17 protein-coding genes are annotated in these 16,056 nt (G+C 35.4%); 2 read left to right on the top strand and 15 right to left on the bottom strand.

The features are described from left to right. Window positions 1–242 precede the first annotated feature (242 nt). Together B0A64_RS00710 and aspS are read right to left on the bottom strand one after the other, a co-directional pair. Complete coding sequence (locus B0A64_RS00710; RefSeq protein ID WP_007137066.1) at window positions 243–437, bottom strand: cold-shock protein; 195 nt, start codon at window positions 435–437, stop codon at window positions 243–245. A gap of 381 nt (window positions 438–818) precedes the next feature. Beyond that, a complete protein-coding gene (gene aspS / locus B0A64_RS00715) occupies window positions 819–2,570 on the bottom strand; it encodes an aspartate--tRNA ligase (RefSeq protein ID WP_089477631.1) in 1,752 nt (583 codons plus the stop codon). Window positions 2,571–2,728: 158 nt separating this feature from the next. On the opposite strand from aspS, the gene B0A64_RS00720 reads away from it, so the two are divergent. Continuing rightward, complete coding sequence (locus tag B0A64_RS00720; RefSeq protein WP_089477632.1) at window positions 2,729–3,724, top strand: TlpA family protein disulfide reductase; 996 nt, start codon at window positions 2,729–2,731, stop codon at window positions 3,722–3,724. A gap of 210 nt (window positions 3,725–3,934) precedes the next feature. Further along, window positions 3,935–4,282: a toxin-antitoxin system YwqK family antitoxin gene (locus B0A64_RS00725; protein ID WP_089477633.1), complete on the top strand. Its 348-nt coding sequence runs from the start codon at window positions 3,935–3,937 to the stop codon at window positions 4,280–4,282. 69 nt (window positions 4,283–4,351) lie between these two features. On the opposite strand, the gene B0A64_RS00730 is transcribed toward B0A64_RS00725, so the two are convergent. The 13 genes from B0A64_RS00730 to B0A64_RS00785 form a co-directional block, all read right to left on the bottom strand. Continuing rightward, entirely contained in the window at window positions 4,352–5,356 is a 1,005-nt protein-coding gene (locus B0A64_RS00730; protein ID WP_089477634.1) for a hypothetical protein, read from the bottom strand. A gap of 2 nt (window positions 5,357–5,358) precedes the next feature. Continuing rightward, on the bottom strand, window positions 5,359–5,484 hold the full coding sequence (locus B0A64_RS25700) for a hypothetical protein (protein WP_262495521.1): 126 nt from the start codon (window positions 5,482–5,484) through the stop codon (window positions 5,359–5,361). 30 nt (window positions 5,485–5,514) lie between these two features. Continuing rightward, the gene (locus tag B0A64_RS00735; RefSeq protein ID WP_089477635.1) at window positions 5,515–6,315 is read right to left on the bottom strand and encodes a tetratricopeptide repeat protein; all 801 of its coding nucleotides are present in this window, start codon (window positions 6,313–6,315) and stop codon (window positions 5,515–5,517) included. A gap of 23 nt (window positions 6,316–6,338) precedes the next feature. Beyond that, window positions 6,339–7,052, bottom strand: coding sequence for a hypothetical protein (locus B0A64_RS00740; RefSeq protein ID WP_089477636.1), 714 nt, complete (start codon window positions 7,050–7,052; stop codon window positions 6,339–6,341). A 50-nt stretch (window positions 7,053–7,102) separates the two neighbouring features. Then, window positions 7,103–7,336, bottom strand: a complete 234-nt coding sequence (locus B0A64_RS00745) for a hypothetical protein (RefSeq protein WP_089477637.1) — start codon at window positions 7,334–7,336, stop codon at window positions 7,103–7,105. 31 nt (window positions 7,337–7,367) lie between these two features. Next, a complete protein-coding gene (locus B0A64_RS00750) occupies window positions 7,368–8,168 on the bottom strand; it encodes a tetratricopeptide repeat protein (RefSeq protein WP_089477638.1) in 801 nt (266 codons plus the stop codon). Window positions 8,169–8,210: 42 nt separating this feature from the next. Further along, window positions 8,211–9,011 carry a tetratricopeptide repeat protein gene (locus B0A64_RS00755; protein WP_089477639.1) on the bottom strand — a complete coding sequence of 267 codons (801 nt, stop codon included), beginning with the start codon at window positions 9,009–9,011 and terminating at the stop codon, window positions 8,211–8,213. A gap of 31 nt (window positions 9,012–9,042) precedes the next feature. Next, entirely contained in the window at window positions 9,043–9,843 is an 801-nt protein-coding gene (locus tag B0A64_RS00760) for a tetratricopeptide repeat protein (protein ID WP_089477640.1), read from the bottom strand. Between the two features lie 23 nt (window positions 9,844–9,866). Next, window positions 9,867–10,598 carry a hypothetical protein gene (locus tag B0A64_RS00765; RefSeq protein ID WP_089477641.1) on the bottom strand — a complete coding sequence of 244 codons (732 nt, stop codon included), beginning with the start codon at window positions 10,596–10,598 and terminating at the stop codon, window positions 9,867–9,869. 12 nt (window positions 10,599–10,610) lie between these two features. Further along, window positions 10,611–10,943 carry a PAAR-like protein gene (locus B0A64_RS00770; protein ID WP_089477642.1) on the bottom strand — a complete coding sequence of 111 codons (333 nt, stop codon included), beginning with the start codon at window positions 10,941–10,943 and terminating at the stop codon, window positions 10,611–10,613. 1 nt (window position 10,944) lies between these two features. After that, window positions 10,945–12,840, bottom strand: a complete 1,896-nt coding sequence (locus B0A64_RS00775) for a type VI secretion system Vgr family protein (protein WP_089477643.1) — start codon at window positions 12,838–12,840, stop codon at window positions 10,945–10,947. 377 nt (window positions 12,841–13,217) lie between these two features. Beyond that, entirely contained in the window at window positions 13,218–14,330 is a 1,113-nt protein-coding gene (locus tag B0A64_RS00780) for a PepSY-associated TM helix domain-containing protein (protein WP_089477644.1), read from the bottom strand. Window positions 14,331–14,490: 160 nt separating this feature from the next. Continuing rightward, window positions 14,491–16,056: a PepSY-associated TM helix domain-containing protein gene (locus B0A64_RS00785; RefSeq protein WP_089477645.1), complete on the bottom strand. Its 1,566-nt coding sequence runs from the start codon at window positions 16,054–16,056 to the stop codon at window positions 14,491–14,493.

Consider the following 16,056-nt stretch of genomic DNA (forward strand, 5'->3'; position numbering starts at 1 on the left):
AACTTAGGGTTTTTACTTAAAGAATAAGCCACAAAGATAACTTTCAACTCTGTAAATCACAAGCTAAAAAAGGATTTAAGTGTGGTGTAAAAGGGTGATTAATTGTAATTTTTATCGATTATAAATAACAATCTCTTTTTTTAAGTTTTTTTTAAGATTTGACCAAAAAAAAACGTCTCGAAATTAATCGAAACGTTTTTAAAACCATTCAGAGGCAAAAAAAATAAATTGCTATATTTTTCTTAGATTACTGCTACTTTAGCAGCAACTTTCCCTTTTCTTCCTTCTTCTTCTTCATAGCTTACACGGTCACCTTCGCGTAATTCTTCCGCGTTAATTCCTGAAGCGTGAACGAAGATATCTTTTCCTGTTTCTTCGTCTGTAATGAATCCATAACCTTTAGATTCATTGAAAAATTTTACTGTACCTGTACGCATTGTAATTGTAATAATAATTTATAATGAAGCAAATGTAATATATAAATTCATACAAAAGACAATAAGGTGTTAATTTTTTGTAAAAATTATTGATTCACAGTGTTTTCGCTATTTATATTGCATCAATTTTGATATGCAAGTATTTTATTTAAGAATCGGTAATAGTAAAAATAAATGTTAAAAAAGTAGCTTATGGTTTACAAAAAATTTGTAAATTAAGCACAACTCATTCGATAAATCTGAGGTTATGTGAGATAATACTTGTATTTATTGGCGTCGCCATTTTTAGCGATGTTATTTTTAGTTTAAAAAATAGTAAAATGTAAAAAAAAACTGCCACTAAATTTTAGCGGCAGTTTTGTATTTTAAAATTATCAGAATTTATATTGCATCAATCTTGATATGTAATTCTTTTAATTGTGCGTCATCAATTTTTGCAGGTGCATCGATCATCACATCACGACCAGAATTGTTTTTAGGGAATGCAATGAAATCCCTAATTGTTTCCTGACCACCTAAAATGGCAACTAATCTGTCTAAACCAAAGGCTAATCCTCCGTGTGGTGGTGCTCCAAACTGAAAAGCATCCATTAGGAAGCCAAATTGAGCTTTTGCCTCTTCTTCGGTAAAACCTAAATATTTAAACATTAATTGCTGCGTTGCTTTGTCGTGAATACGAATTGATCCTCCGCCAATTTCATTTCCGTTCAAAACCATGTCGTAGGCATTGGCACGCACATTTCTTGGTTGTGTCTCTAATAAATGCATATCCTCCGGTTTTGGAGAGGTAAATGGGTGGTGCATTGCATGATAACGACCACTCTCTTCATCAAGTTCTAATAATGGAAAATCTACAACCCATAACGGAGCAAATTCTTCCGGATTACGCAATCCTAAACGAGTTGCCAGTTCCATACGAAGTGCAGAAAGCTGAGCACGTGTTTTATTGGCAGGGCCAGAAAGTACAAAAATCATATCGCCGGGTTTTGCTCCCGTAATTTTTGCCCATTGCCCTAAATCCTCCTGATCGTAGAATTTATCTACAGATGATTTAAAAGTTCCGTCGTCATTACATTTTGCATACACCATTCCTGATGCGCCAACTTGCGGACGTTTTACCCAGTCAATTAATCCGTCAATTTCTTTACGGGTATAATTTCCTGCTCCGGGAACTGCAATACCAACGACTAATTCGGCAGCATTGAATACCGGGAATTCTTTGTGTTGTGCAAATTCGTTTAACTCACCAAATTCCATCCCAAAACGAATGTCCGGTTTGTCATTTCCGTATGTTTTCATGGCATAATCGTAGGTAATTCTAGGGAATTTATCTACTTCGATACCTTTTATTTCTTTTAATAAGTGTCTTGTCAGTCCTTCAAAAACATTCAAAATGTCTTCTTGCTCCACGAATGCCATTTCGCAATCGATTTGTGTAAACTCCGGCTGGCGGTCTGCGCGCAAATCTTCGTCACGGAAACATTTTACGATCTGAAAGTATTTATCCATACCACCCACCATCAATAATTGTTTGAAAGTTTGGGGCGATTGTGGCAATGCATAAAATTGTCCTTCGTTCATACGGCTTGGTACAACAAAATCTCTTGCTCCTTCAGGAGTCGATTTGATTAAGTAAGGAGTCTCAACTTCGCAGAAATCTAAATCAGACAGATATTTACGAACTTCCATTGCTACTTTATGACGAAATAACAAACTGTTTTTTACAGGATTTCTTCGAATGTCTAAGTAACGATATTTCATTCTGATATCCTCTCCACCGTCAGTTTCATCTTCGATTGTAAACGGAGGTGTTAAGGCAGCATTAAGGATCGTTAATTCAGTAACTAAAATTTCGATTTCACCAGTTGGGATGTTTTTGTTTTTAGCTTCACGCTCAATTACAGTTCCTTTTACCTGGATTACAAATTCTCTGCCCAGCGTTTTTGCTAATTCAAAAACAGTTTTATCAGTACGGCTTTCGTCGAAAATAAGTTGTGTAATTCCGTAACGGTCGCGTAAATCAACCCAATTCATAAATCCTTTATCGCGAGATTTTTGAACCCAACCCGCTAGTGTAACTTCCGTATTAATATTTGAGGTGTTTAACTCACCACAATTATGACTTCTATACATGATCAAAATTTTAGATTGCAAAAGTAAACACAAAATTCAAGATAATATAGTAAAGTGATAAAGTTGATCGCCTGAAATTTGAAATATTTTGTTAATTCTTAAATTTAGCAACGCTAATTTCTTTAGATTTGAATCACTAAAAACAAACTTTAAATTATATGAACAAACTTTTTATATCTGGTCTGTTGATTTTTAGCGCTTTGAATGTCATCGGTCAAACCAAAAATCAAATTAAATTTACAGCTAAAATTACGAATAGAAACAGTGATACTTTGGTCATTAGAGGTAAGGATAATTTTAAACAAGTTATCCCAATTAATAAAAAAGAGGTTTTTGCTGCGAATTTTGACGCTCCAAAAGGATTTTATGTGTTCTCTGACGGGACAGAATCTTCTAATTTATATTTAAAACCAAATTCTGAGGTCAACTTAACGATGAATGCCAAAGAGTTTGATGAAACTATTGTTTATAAAGGTAAAGGTGTAGACGAAAGTAATTTTCTGGCACAACAAGCCTTAAAAGACGAAAAGTTTCAAGCGGAAGCTTTTGCCAAAGAACCTGCCGAGTTTGCTTCCTTATTAGAGGCTAAGAAAAAAGCAGATCTTGAAAATCTTGGAAAAGGTAATTTTGAGGCTGAATTTAAAACAGCGTTGCAACATAATTTTGAAAGTTTTAATCAATATGCAGCGCAGGAATATGACAGAGCATCGAAAGCAAATAAACTAAAAGGGAAACCCTCTCCTGGTTTTGATTATGAAAATCATAAAGGAGGCAAAACGAAGCTTTCTGATCTAAAAGGGAAGTACGTTTATATTGATCTTTGGGCAACATGGTGTGCACCTTGCAGAGCCGAAATCCCGTATTTGCAAAAGATAGAAGAAAAATATCACGGAAAAAATATTGAGTTCGTTAGTGTTTCAATTGATAAATTGAAGGACAATGAGAAATGGAAAAAATTTGTAACGGATAAAAACTTAGGCGGGATTCAATTGTTTGCCGATAAAGATTGGGAATCTGAGTTTGTAACGAGTTATGGTGTAACCGGAATTCCGAGGTTTATTATTGTTGATCCACAAGGCAATGTTTTAAGCTCTGATGCTGACAGACCATCGTCTCCAGCGCTTCAAACACAGTTGGATGCACTATTGAAGTAATTTATGTATCAAATTTATAACGTTATAGTAAATTTGTGTTTTTTATAAAAATCCAGTAAAACCAGTGCTTAAGCGCTGGTTTTTTTGTTTTGGGTAAATTTCCAATGTTAAGCTTTTATCCAATGTTACCAAATTGCTAACTAAAAGTTTTTTTAATGTAAACAATTAATTATATTTGATAAAGATTTGAAAACATTAATACCTAAAGATATGAAAAAGTGTGTAATTTTAGTTGCAATATTGTTCTCTGGAATTTTAGTTGCACAAGAGGTAAAACCTGAATTGGAAGCTGTTGGAAACAAAGTAAAAGCTACTTATTATTATGAAAATGGTAATGTACAACAACAAGGCTTTTTTAAAGATGGTAAACTGGATGGCGTTTGGGTATCGTATGATCAAAAAGGTAATAAACTTGCCGTGGGAGAATACACAGACGGATTGAAAACTGGGAAATGGGTTTTCTTCAATGAAAAAAATCTTTGCGAAGTTGCTTATGAAAACAGCAAAATTAGCTCAGTAAAAAATTTACAAAAAAATGCTTTGGCAAACAGAAATTAATACAATTTCGAATAATTTATAAAACCGTCTTTTTAGGCGGTTTTTTTTATGCTGCACTATAGAGAGAAATCAATAATAATTATGCAATACCCAAAGCATAAACAAAGAGAATAAAAAGAATCCTACAGCCGCAAAAAATAAAAATAGGGCAGTATTAAGATTTGGATCCTGAGCACTGCGTTTCTCTTGTTGTAAAATAGATTCTTGTTCCTTATTTTTATGCTTTTCTTTTTCAAAAGCGATCCATTCCGTATACGTATAATTTTTTCCTTTATGGGTATTATACACCTGATTTTGAAATTTGTAAGAAGTGGAACAGATTTCGAATTTTATTTCTTCAAGCAATTTATTGCCTCCTTTTATTGTTGAAGTAAATTTACCCTCCAATACTGTTTTGGTCAACTTTTCTAATTTGATGTTTATGCACGAAGAAATTTGAAAATCTTGCGATATATGATACTCCTTCGCATGATTTATGAAGCTTTGGCTTTTTAACAAAACATCCAAATTTTCTTCATGTAAATCAATCCATCCTTCAAGTTCGACATATTTCTCGTCTATTGATTTACATTCAAAAGTAGTTTTCAGAGGTAAATTAAGGGGCATGGAAATAAAATCCAATCCCTTATATGTTTTACCTTTTTGAAAACCGCTGTCATGGTTAATAAAAAAAAGAATGCAGACACCATTAGAAAGCATATCGCTTTCCAGACCAAGAGGGGTATTAAAATATAATTTTTCGACCGTTAAAAAAACACTTTTATTAGCAGCTGTTCTGTGTTTGTTCTTATACTTGTCGAAAATGGGCTTAAAATTTTCTTTAGTTTTTATTCCGGCAATGTTTAGTTCTCGATTATACTGCCATTCAATCGGACTAAAAACAAGAGGATCTTTTACTCCCTGTTGCTGATAATCTAAATTAATAAATTTGTAGTTTTTATTTAAATCATCTATTTTTTTAATCAATAAACTAAACTTACCATTCGAGATTACATTCAGCAATGTTTTGTCTTTATAAGAGCTATCTTTTTCGAAAGAGAAACTGTATTTTACTGAATCTTGTTTTTCTAGCATAATTATTTTTTTTCGTCAGGAAATGCATTGCTTAATGCGTGCAGGTTAACCAGCGCTTTATCGGTTTCGCCAAACATGCGCTGGTTGCTTATTTTTTGCAGTAATTTGTCTATTTCTTGCTGTGTCATAATCTTAATGGTTTTAGTATTCTTTAACCTCTAGATCAAATGACCATTTTTGTCAACATTATAGTTATCAATATTTATTCTCTCTATATATCCTTGCTGTACATCTTTTTGCATACTACTTATTTTACTTATTGGTACTTTATAATGGTTGAGCCAGCGGTCTTCGTATTCTGCCATCTTTTCTTTATTATCTAAGAGGTAATACAATTTGTAGAGTTTTTCATCGTCCTGATGAAAAAAATAGGGATCTTTAGTATACGTTTTTCTGAAAGTAATGCTTTCATTGATATATTTTAAAGCTTCTTCATATTCTTCCAGACGCAATAAAGCTGAAATTAACCTGAAATGAACCAAATAAAGCCACTTATGATTTAAATCTCTTTTCTCTTTAATGGTGTAATTATCTCTTTGTTTGTCAAAATTCTGAAGCATAAATTTTGCTTCTTGTACTAGTTCGTCATATCTTGATTGTGTATAATAAAGCAGCACCATCCGTAAATGCCCGTTCCTGAAATAGATATTCTCAGCGAGTGTTTTTTGGTAATATTCTTCTGCCTGATCAAACTGGTTATTTTTTTCGGCAAGCATGCCTAGTATTTCATTGGCTTCAGGATAGTTGGGGTCTATGGCGAGGGCTTTGTGGCAGTATTCTGTTGCGGTATCGTCTGCTTCGGCTTCCATATAGGTACTCGCCAGCAATGCCAGGTATTTTTTTTCGTCAGGAAATGCATTGCTTACTACGTGCAGGTTAGCCAGTGCCTTATCGGTTTCGCCAAACATGCGCTGGTTGCTTATTTTTTGCAGTAATTTTTCTATTTCTTGTGGTGTCATAGTTTTAATGATTTTAGTTTTTCTTAACCCCTAAAAGTATTGCCTGGTGGTAATTTTCCGTGAGCGCTTACGTAGGCATCTATTAGCTCGACCTCACGCAAATTGGCAGTGGCATAACTTGCATTTTGCAGATACCATTGTTTAGGAAGAAGGTTTAAATTTGAGAGATTTTCTAAAATATAACTTTCCTTTTCATTTGGGTAAAGTTCAGATATAATTAAATATCTGGCATAAACAGATTTAAACGACGTTAAACCGTATTTCCAGATCGCTCCTATGTTTAGCAAAGTTTCTGTATGTCCTGCTCCCCATATATAATCTCTAAAAAGTCCCGGAAAGCCTACATGCAAGTCGTATACATTATAATCGTCTTTGTCCCTTTTTCTTGTTCTGGGTTTTGTAGTGGTTATGGGTGGTGCAATAGTAATGGGTTTGGTTTCCTCCAGCGGTATGGTACCAGGAGGCGCTACTAGGGGCAGCGGCAAAACATCGTCTACTGCTGCGGGTGGTGTAATACTAGTGGGTATGGTAACTACATAATCCCACATAATTTTTGCCGCATCGACAATGGCACTGCCAATAGAATAAAAAAATCCTGCTATCTCATCTCTCCATGACCAGATTATCATAATGGCTAATGCTGCTAACGCAACCCATCCCACAATATTCCAAAAATTTGTTGATCCCACGCCTGCTAAAAATCCGCCTGCACTTGTCGCTAAAACTGCTGCTCCCATATTATTTTATATTTAAATTTGACCTGAATTGTTACAACTTATTACACCGCCTAAAGGACAAATACATTTAGAATTGTCAGACAGCGGTTTATGTTGCAATATTCTGCTGCTGCATCGTCTGCTTCGGCTTCCATATAGGTACTCGCCAGCAGTGCGAGGTATATTTTTTCGTCAGGAAATGCATTGCTTACTACATGCAGGTTAGCCAGTGCCTTATCTGTTTCGCCATACATGCGCTGGTTGCTTATTTTTTGCAGTAATTTTTCTATTTCTTGTGGTGTCATGTAGGTGTAGGGAACTAATTAAGGTTAATCTTTAAAATGAATGACCGTTTTTGTCAATATTATAGTTATCCATATTTATGCTCTCAATATAACCCTGTTGTACATCTTTTTGCATGCCTTCAATATCACTTAGTGGTACTTTATAATGATTGAGCCAGCGGTCTTCGTATTCTGCTATTTTCTCTTTATTGTCTAAGAGGTAATACAATTTGTATAGTTTTTCATCATCCTGATGAAAATGATATGGATCTTCGATACATGATTTTGCAGTGTTCAGTCTTTCTAAGATATATTTTATAGCCTTTTCATATTCTTCAAGACGAATTAAAGCAGAAATCAATCTGGCACTAATCAAATAAAGCCAATCATAATTTAAATTTCTTTTCTCATTCGATGTATAATTATCACGCTGCTTATCAAAATTCTGAAACATAAATTCTGCTTCTTTTACTAGTTCGTCATATCTTGATTGTGTATAATAAAGCAGCACCAGCCGTAAATGTCCGTTTCTGAAATAGATATTCTCAGCCAGCGTTTTCTGGTAATATTCTTCTGCCTGCTCAAACCGGTTGTTTTTTTCGGCAAGCATGCCTAGTATTTCATTGGCTTCGGGATAGTTGGGGTCTATGGCGAGGGCTTTGTTGCAATATTCTGCTGCTGCATCGTCTACTTCGGCTTCCATATAGGTACTCGCCAGCAGTGCGAGGTATATTTTTTCGTCAGGAAATGCATTGCTTACTACATGCAGGTTAGCCAGCGCCTTACAGGTTTCGCCATACATGCGCTGGTTGCTTATTTTTTGCAGTAATTTTTCTATTTCTTGCTGTGTCATTTTTTAATATTCTAACTTTTTAAAAAGTATTTCCTGCTACTCTTAAATTAAACGATCATATTTGTCAACCGCATAGTTATCGATATTTTCATATTCTATATACCCTTGCTTTACGTCTTCTTGCATACTGTTGATTTGACTAACAGACACTTTATAATGATTGAGCCAACGGTTTTCATATTCTGCCACTTTCTCTTTGTGATCCAATAGATAATATAATTTGTAAAGTAATCTTTCTTCTGAAGAAAAGAAATAAGGATCTTTAATATGAGTTTGATTAAAATTAATTTCTGCATGGATATATTTTATCGCCTCATTGTAGTCTTCGAGGCGAATTAAAGCTGAAATTAATCTGGAATGAATCAGATAAAGCCATGTATTACTTAATTTTATTTTTTCTTTTGTTGTGTAAGAATTTCGCTCTTTGTCAAAATTCTCCAGCATAAATTTTGCTTCTTGTACTAGTTCGTCATATCTTGATTGTGTATAATAAAGCAGCACCAGTCGCATATGTCCGTTTCTGAAATAAACATTCTCAGCCAGTGTTTTCTGGTAATATTCTTCTGCCTGCTCAAACTGGTTGTTTTTTTCGGCAAGCATGCCCAGTATTTCATTGGCTTCTGGGTAGTTGGGGTCTATGGCGAGGGCTTTGTTGCAGTATTCTGCTGCGGCATCGTCTGCTTCGGCTTCCATATACGTACTCGCCAGCAGTGCCAGATATTTTTTTTCGTCGGGAAATGCGTTGCTTACTACATGCAGGTTAGCCAGCGCCTTATCGGTTTCGCCAAACATGCGCTGGTTGCTTATTTTTTGCAGTAATTTGTCTACTTCTTGTGGTGTCATGTAGGTGTAGGGAACTAATTAAGGTTAAGCTTTAAATGGAATGACCGTTTTTGTCAATATTATAGTTATCCATATTTATGCTCTCAATATAACCCTGTTGTACATCTTTTTGCATACCGTTAATTTTACTTAGTGGCACTTTATAATGATTGAGCCAACGGTCTTCATATTCTGCAAGCTTTTCTTTAATATCTAAGAGGTAATACAATTTGTAAAGCAATTCATCTTCTGTATGAAAAAAATAGGGGTCCTTAGTATATACTTGTTGAAATTTAACGATTTCATTAATATATTTTACAGCTTCTTGATATTCTTCGAGGCGTAATAATGCTGAAATTAATCGGGAATGAATCAGATAAAGCCACTTATGATTTAAATTTCTTTTCTCTTGTGTTGTATAATCATTTCTTTTTTTATCAAAATTCTCTAGCATAAATTCTGCTTCTTGTACTAGTTCATCATATCTTGATTGGGTATAATAAAGCAGCACCAGTCGCAAATGCCCGTTTCTGAAATAAACATTCTCAGCGAGTGTTTTCTGGTAATATTCTTCTGCCTGCTCAAAGAGATTGTTTTTTTCGGCAAGCATGCCCAATATTTCATTGGCTTCGGGGTAGTTGGGGTCTATGGCTAGGGCTTTGTTGCAATATTCTGTTGCTGCATCGTCTGCTTCGGCTTCCATATAAGTACTCGCCAGCAGTGCGAGGTATATTTTTTTGTCAGGAAAAGCGTTATTTAATAGGTGTAAATTAGCCAGTGCCTTATCGGTTTCGCCAAACATACGCTGGTTGCTTATTTTTTGCAGTAATTTTTCTATTTCTTGTGGTGTCATAGTCTTAATGATTTTAGTTTTTCTTAACCCCTAAAAGTATTGCCTGGTGGTAATTTTCCGTGAGCGCTTACGTAGGTATCTATTAGCTCGACCTCGCGCACATTGGCAGTGGCATAACTTGCGTTTTGCAAATACCATTGCTTAGGAAGTAGTTGCAAAGCTGTTAATTTTAATAATATATAACTTTCCTTTTCATTTGGGTAAAGTTCAGATATAATTAAATAGCGTGCATATACAGATTTAAACGAGGTTAAACCGTATTTCCAGATGGCTCCTATGTTTAACAAAGTTTCTGTATGTCCTGCTCCCCAGGTATAATCTCTAAAATATCCGGGTCTACCAACATGCAAGTCGTATACATTATAATCGTCTTTGTCTCTTTTTCTTGTTCTGGGTTTTGTAGTGGTTATGGGTGGTGCAATAGTAATGGGTTTGGTTTCCTCCAGCGGTATGGTACCAGGAGGCGCTACTATGGGCAGCGGTAAAACATCGTCTACTGCTGCGGGTGGTGTAATACTAGTGGGTATGGTAACTACATAATCCCACATAATTTTTGCGGTATCTGCAATAGCACTGCCAATAGAATAAAAAAATCCTGCGATCTCTTTCCGGTATATATATGCTATTGTTACGACGGCAACAACGGCTATTATTGCCAATGCAATCCATCCTCCAGGATTCCATAAATTTGCTACTGCCGCACTGACGGCTTCTAAAAAATAGGCGACTGTACTAGTCGCTGCAACTGCTCCCATATTATTTTATATTTAAATTTGATCTGAATTGTTACAACTTATTACACCGCCTAAGGGACAAATACATTTAGAATTGTCAGACAGCGGTTTATGTTCGAGTATTTTAATCTTTAGTACAGGATTTATCCAGTTAAGGGGTTTTCCTGATAAGTCACTATCGAGTTTGCATTTGTCTTTTATGGCGCATGTACCAAAGGCAGGAATGTTTAATCCTGCAATATTGTCTTTGTCTGTGGCAAAGAACCCCTCTCTGTTTTTTATTTTATTATTAGAAGTAACAATTAGTAGGGTCGTAAAAAGCCCTTTGTCACAGTCTAAAATTGCTTTGTCTTTTATATATTCCATACTAGGTTAGCTTTACTTCTATACCGCCTTTTATATTAATATTCTGGTCATTGCTCATAGTAATATCGCCTCCGGTCGAAGAGATATCAATAGAACCGGCGCCTCCTTCTTTTGGTGTTGCGTTCAGGGATATAGTACTGCCGCCGTTTACGGTGATATCTTTGCCGTTTACAGCAATCGTTCCGTCTTTGTGCATGGTAAAAGAGCTGTTTCCAATTGTTATCGTCAGTTTTTTTGTTCCGGTCATAGCAATATTGCCTTCGTCATCCATTTCAAATACAGATTGGGCAGGCGTATCTTTTTTTGCACCCACATTTATGGTATTGGTGCTGCCCACGTTTATGGTATTGGTGTTATTGGCATTTGTGGTTGTATTACCGCTACCGTCAAATTTCATATTGGCGGTTCCGAGGTCGGTAAGATACATCGAGCCCTCTTTGTCATTAAGTTCCAGTTTATTGCCACTTTTACTGCTAAAACTTTTTATATTATTTTCTTCGCCGCCGCCATCACCAATTTTACCATGAAACAAACTTCCTGTAACATAAGGTCTGTTTGGGTCGTTGTATCGAAAACCAACCATAACATGATCGCCAACTTCTGGTATGGTTACCCAGCCTCTGTTTTTGTTTACATTGTCGCTGCTGCCGGCATCCGGGGTCAGGACATAGAGCCACGGGGTACGGGCTTGCCGTTTTTTTTGCCATAATAATTGTACCCTGATTCTTCCGTTGCCTTTAGGGTCATTATTGGCTACTACTACGGCTCTTTGTTGCTGTGCTTCGGGCATTGGCACATCTGGCTCCGGCAGTTTTTTTATTCCGGTCGGCAGTGCCTTAAAACTATTTTCGTATTCGCCTGCGTCCAGTGCCGTATGATTAATTTCTGTAATGATGTAGGTTCCAATTTCGCTGGTTTTGTAATGTATTTTTGTACTATCTAATCCTTGTTTGTAGACATCCAATTTGTCTTTTACCTGTTCTGAAGTAATCGTTATAACAGCGCCTATTCTTAGATGTGCATTTTTGCTTGTTGCCGTTATGTAGTTTCCGTCTGCCGCTGTACTTTCTTGTTTGTTTCTTAAAATAGATTCAAAATACGCGTCGGCTCCAGTGCTAAACTGTCCAAACTCGTACGAAGGAGTTCTGTATAATTTTTGCGAAGCTTCAAAAGCCTCTTTTCCTAATGTAGGCAATCCTTGGGCGATATCATCATTAGTTTGTGCCTGGTACAATCGATCTACACTTTCGTTATACGTATAACCACTGTAATGGTTTGGTTTTGCCTGTACCAATATTTTTAGCGTATGCAAGTCTTTATTGTAAACTAATTTTATAGGGGTAGTTTCTATTTTTGGTTTTCCAAAAAACAATTTTTCACCGTCATAAAACAGCCATTCATTATATTGTTTGGCCAATCGCTGTAGGTATCTAAAATCAGATTCAAGGTATTGTGTCTGATATTCTGTTCTAAGGGTAAATTCAGGATCAATTTTGTGCTGCAAATCATCACCGGCGGCAGTTTGTATGATATCGAGTATGATATCTCTTAAATTTTGATTTTCCCACGAATGCAGTTTTTTGCCGGATTCTAATAGGATCGTTTTAGAATAACCGGAAATTACAATCAGACTGCCTACATCTCCAAGTTCTTTCTCGTAACTTACATTTGTTATAATTCCTAAAAAACTATTAGAGGGACTTAATCTGATGTGAACTACTTTTCCAAGGCATTTTTGTGCATTTTGCATAGTATGCGCCATGGGCTGCTCCAGAATAGAATACGGCATGCTAATAGAAAACTCATGGTGATTGTTGATGCTTTGTTTTAAACTGATTTTTGTAAAATGAGAAATTTCTTTGCCATCTATGCCAAAGATTATTTTTGGGATAATCATATAAGGGGGTTGGTTTTTAGGTTAGTTTTATAAAGTAAACCAATGTTCAAACGACAACCAGCCAGCAAAAGTTTTATTTGTAGCAGTTTAGGGTACTATGGAGTAAAACAAGAATTTCCTGCTTGTTTTTTTTGATTGATAGTTAATACGTTGGTTGTGATTAATTGAACACATAGAGACATAGCTTTTGGACCTTGAGAAAAGGTGTTTCACTTATTTAAAATACACATAGCTTAGCTATGCAAAAAGAAATATATTTCTTTTTGCATTCTTTTTAGTTAAAAAAACTATGTTTCTATGTGTTAAATATATATTTTGACACCTAATGAGTTAATAGGTAATAAAATGGAAAGGGTATTAGACAATGTCCGGGTATCTTATACCTTCTTTTTTTTGGATTTTTTATTTCTTCCAAACCAGATTATAAAACCTGTTACAGGCAAAGCAGCAGTAATTAAGCTTATTATAAAAGCGATAATTTTTCCGGGTAGATTTAAGATCTGTCCGGTATGAATTCCGTAATTCATTTCTACCACTTGCAGGCCTAAACTCTTTTTGTCAAAAGTTTGACTTTGAAGTAGTTTTGCATCGTTGGGATGAAAATAATAGTTGCTTTGATGATCGTATCGCAAAGTATGCGGATAAGCTCCGGTAGTAATAATGTCGGTTTTTTGCTGCGGATAAGTCACAAAAATCATTTCGGCTTTTGGTTGTAGCTGTATGGTTTTGATAAAAGCAAGATCGACAGTATTAGTTCTATGGTGATCAAATTTAGTGGTATCAATTGTTGGTGCTTTTGTTTCTAAGGCTTTATCGTCACCAAAATTGAAGGTTTTATAAATCCCGTCACCAACCCATTCGTAGGTAAAAGTGAGACCTGTAATTGCAAGTATAAGGGCAATAATCGAAATGTAAAATCCGGACGTATTGTGCCAGTCATAGTTTACCCGACGCCATTTTGCAGACCATTTTACAGAGAAACTTCGTTTGATATCGCTTCGTCGTTTGGGCCACCACTGGATAATTCCGGAAATAAGTAATAAAATAAAAATAATTGTCGCACCACCTATTATGTGTTTCCCTATATAATCCGGCAGAAGCAGGTCCAAATGAATGTATTCGACAATTATAAAAAAGTCGGTTTTTGGATTTTCGGCTTTAAGGTATTTTCCGGTGTACGGATTAAAGTAGAGATATAGATTTTCAGTATCAGAAAACAGATAAACAATTGCAGAACGGTTCTTGCCATAATACGAAACCATACTTGATTTGTATTTGGGGGCAATTTCTCTGGCTTTTTCCTGTAAAACAGATGGGAGTAAAAAGGGTTTGTTTTCAGGTTCGACCAATCGCCATTCTTTGCGGGTAATGTCTTTTATCTCGTCATGAAAACAAAAGATGCAGCCGGTAATACTTATAATAAAAACAATAAGCCCGGAAATTAATCCGAGCCATTTATGTATAAAACGTATTTGCGTCCTGAATCCCATTTTTTGAATAAAGCGTAAAAGTATACGCTAAATCAATAAGGGACAAGTAATTTTAGTTATTTTAACTATTGCCTAAAAAGCAAAGAAAAGTTAGCCGCGAATTTCACAAATTTCCACAAATTCAATTCGTGCAAATTCGTGAATTCGTGGCCAAAAAATTTTAAACTTTTGTTCCTGTAACAATTGCTTTCTTCGGTTTTAGATGATAAGCGACATAAAGTGTTATTGAAGCCAGAACAATCCAGAAAACATCAATAAAGAAAACCTGAATATGATTTTGTATAAACGAGTTCCAAAACCAATTTCCGGAAACAATTCCGTTGGTTATTGGGATCAGAAATCCTAAAATACTTCCGGAAATCAAGCAGAATCTATTGGTAAAAGCGTCGTTCTTTTTAATAATAAAAAAGAGGATAAGAATTAACCATACTCCAAAATAAACAAGATAAAGATTATCCTGAGTCAACGGATAAAAGATTTTTGTTGCTATAAATGCAAGGGCAGTAACAGGATACATGCTTAAACATATTGCAAGATAAATGCGAACAACAGCAGCATTAAAGCGTCTTTTTTTCTCCGGCAAATTGTTTTTTTGTCTCGCTACCAACCATATCATCACGCCCGAAATGATCACGAAACAAGTAATAAGCCCCAGAACAAAACTCACGATTTTTAAAACATACCCACCATAATCGCCAAAATGTATTTTGTATAAAACATTTTTTACAACATCGAGATAGTTGGTTTGCGTAACAGGGTTTTTCTTTGCAATTTCTTTCCCGTCACGAATACGGTAAATCACTTTTCCGATCCCGGTAAATTTTTTGTGGCTTAACATTTCACCTTCTACCACTACATGCATATTAGCATCTCCATAGTTCTGGATAAAAACACGCGTAATCTCAAAGTCGTTCCAGTTGCTTTTTGTTTTTGCAACCAATTGATCAATATCAAAAGGTGTTGCCAGTTTTTTGTTATCAAACGTATAAGTAGGATCGTTGTACTCTAATTCTTTATATAATTTATCCTGATCGCCTTTGTACAACGCCATTACAGCAGGAGCCACAATTAGAAGTTTAATCATAAAAAAAGCGCCTGTTACCGCATATACAAACTGAAATGGTAAACCAATCATTCCTAAGGCTGTATGGGCATCTGTCCATAATGTTTTTAATTTTTCCTTTGGACGGAAAATATAAAAGTTAGAAACAATTTTTTTCCAGTGCAATAAAAGTCCGGTTACAATGGCAAACAAAAAGAATAATGCGGTAAACCCAGAAAGATAATATCCAACCGGATACGGAATCTGAGCCAGGAAATGCAAACGGTATAAAAATTCGCCTAACGAATAAGATTGTTCGTAGGTATAAGTTTTGAAGGTTTGTGTATCAAGATAGAAAAACGTTCCTTCTTTTTGTTTGGCGGGAGCCAAAGTATCTTTGGTACCTTCCAGATAAACGGCAACTCTGCGTTCGTTACTTGGTTTAGAGATGGTAACATTTCTTCCGTGTAAAACGTATTCTTTATCCAGTTTTTTTAGAGTTGTGTTGTAATCTAATTGAATTTCTTTGGTATTAACAGATGATTCATTTCTTTCCCAATTGATGATTTCATCTCTGAAAAAAGAAAAAGATCCTGCAAAAAAAATCACAAAAAGAACCACGCTGATCACAATTCCGCTAACAGTATGAGTATGAAAATAGATGTTATAATGACGATTATTCAT

Source organism: Flavobacterium araucananum (assembly GCF_002222055.1).
GTDB classification, from domain to species: domain Bacteria; phylum Bacteroidota; class Bacteroidia; order Flavobacteriales; family Flavobacteriaceae; genus Flavobacterium; species Flavobacterium araucananum.

Excerpts from the sequence above, each read along its gene's own strand:
- B0A64_RS00765 (WP_089477641.1), bottom strand. The coding sequence starts at position 10,598 with ATGGGAGCAGTTGCAGCGACTAGTACAGTCGCCTATTTTTTAGAAGCC.
- B0A64_RS00730 (WP_089477634.1), bottom strand. The coding sequence starts at position 5,356 with ATGCTAGAAAAACAAGATTCAGTAAAATACAGTTTCTCTTTCGAAAAA.
- B0A64_RS00745 (WP_089477637.1), bottom strand. The coding sequence starts at position 7,336 with ATGACACCACAAGAAATAGAAAAATTACTGCAAAAAATAAGCAACCAG.
- B0A64_RS00760 (WP_089477640.1), bottom strand. The coding sequence starts at position 9,843 with ATGACACCACAAGAAATAGAAAAATTACTGCAAAAAATAAGCAACCAG.
- B0A64_RS00725 (WP_089477633.1), top strand. The coding sequence starts at position 3,935 with ATGAAAAAGTGTGTAATTTTAGTTGCAATATTGTTCTCTGGAATTTTA.
- B0A64_RS00710 (WP_007137066.1), bottom strand. The coding sequence starts at position 437 with ATGCGTACAGGTACAGTAAAATTTTTCAATGAATCTAAAGGTTATGGA.
- B0A64_RS00735 (WP_089477635.1), bottom strand. The coding sequence starts at position 6,315 with ATGACACCACAAGAAATAGAAAAATTACTGCAAAAAATAAGCAACCAG.
- B0A64_RS00755 (WP_089477639.1), bottom strand. The coding sequence starts at position 9,011 with ATGACACCACAAGAAGTAGACAAATTACTGCAAAAAATAAGCAACCAG.
- aspS (WP_089477631.1), bottom strand. The coding sequence starts at position 2,570 with ATGTATAGAAGTCATAATTGTGGTGAGTTAAACACCTCAAATATTAAT.
- B0A64_RS00740 (WP_089477636.1), bottom strand. The coding sequence starts at position 7,052 with ATGGGAGCAGCAGTTTTAGCGACAAGTGCAGGCGGATTTTTAGCAGGC.
- B0A64_RS25700 (WP_262495521.1), bottom strand. The coding sequence starts at position 5,484 with ATGACACAGCAAGAAATAGACAAATTACTGCAAAAAATAAGCAACCAG.
- B0A64_RS00780 (WP_089477644.1), bottom strand. The coding sequence starts at position 14,330 with ATGGGATTCAGGACGCAAATACGTTTTATACATAAATGGCTCGGATTA.
- B0A64_RS00750 (WP_089477638.1), bottom strand. The coding sequence starts at position 8,168 with ATGACACAGCAAGAAATAGAAAAATTACTGCAAAAAATAAGCAACCAG.
- B0A64_RS00720 (WP_089477632.1), top strand. The coding sequence starts at position 2,729 with ATGAACAAACTTTTTATATCTGGTCTGTTGATTTTTAGCGCTTTGAAT.
- B0A64_RS00785 (WP_089477645.1), bottom strand. The coding sequence starts at position 16,056 with ATGAATAATCGTCATTATAACATCTATTTTCATACTCATACTGTTAGC.
- B0A64_RS00775 (WP_089477643.1), bottom strand. The coding sequence starts at position 12,840 with ATGATTATCCCAAAAATAATCTTTGGCATAGATGGCAAAGAAATTTCT.
- B0A64_RS00770 (WP_089477642.1), bottom strand. The coding sequence starts at position 10,943 with ATGGAATATATAAAAGACAAAGCAATTTTAGACTGTGACAAAGGGCTT.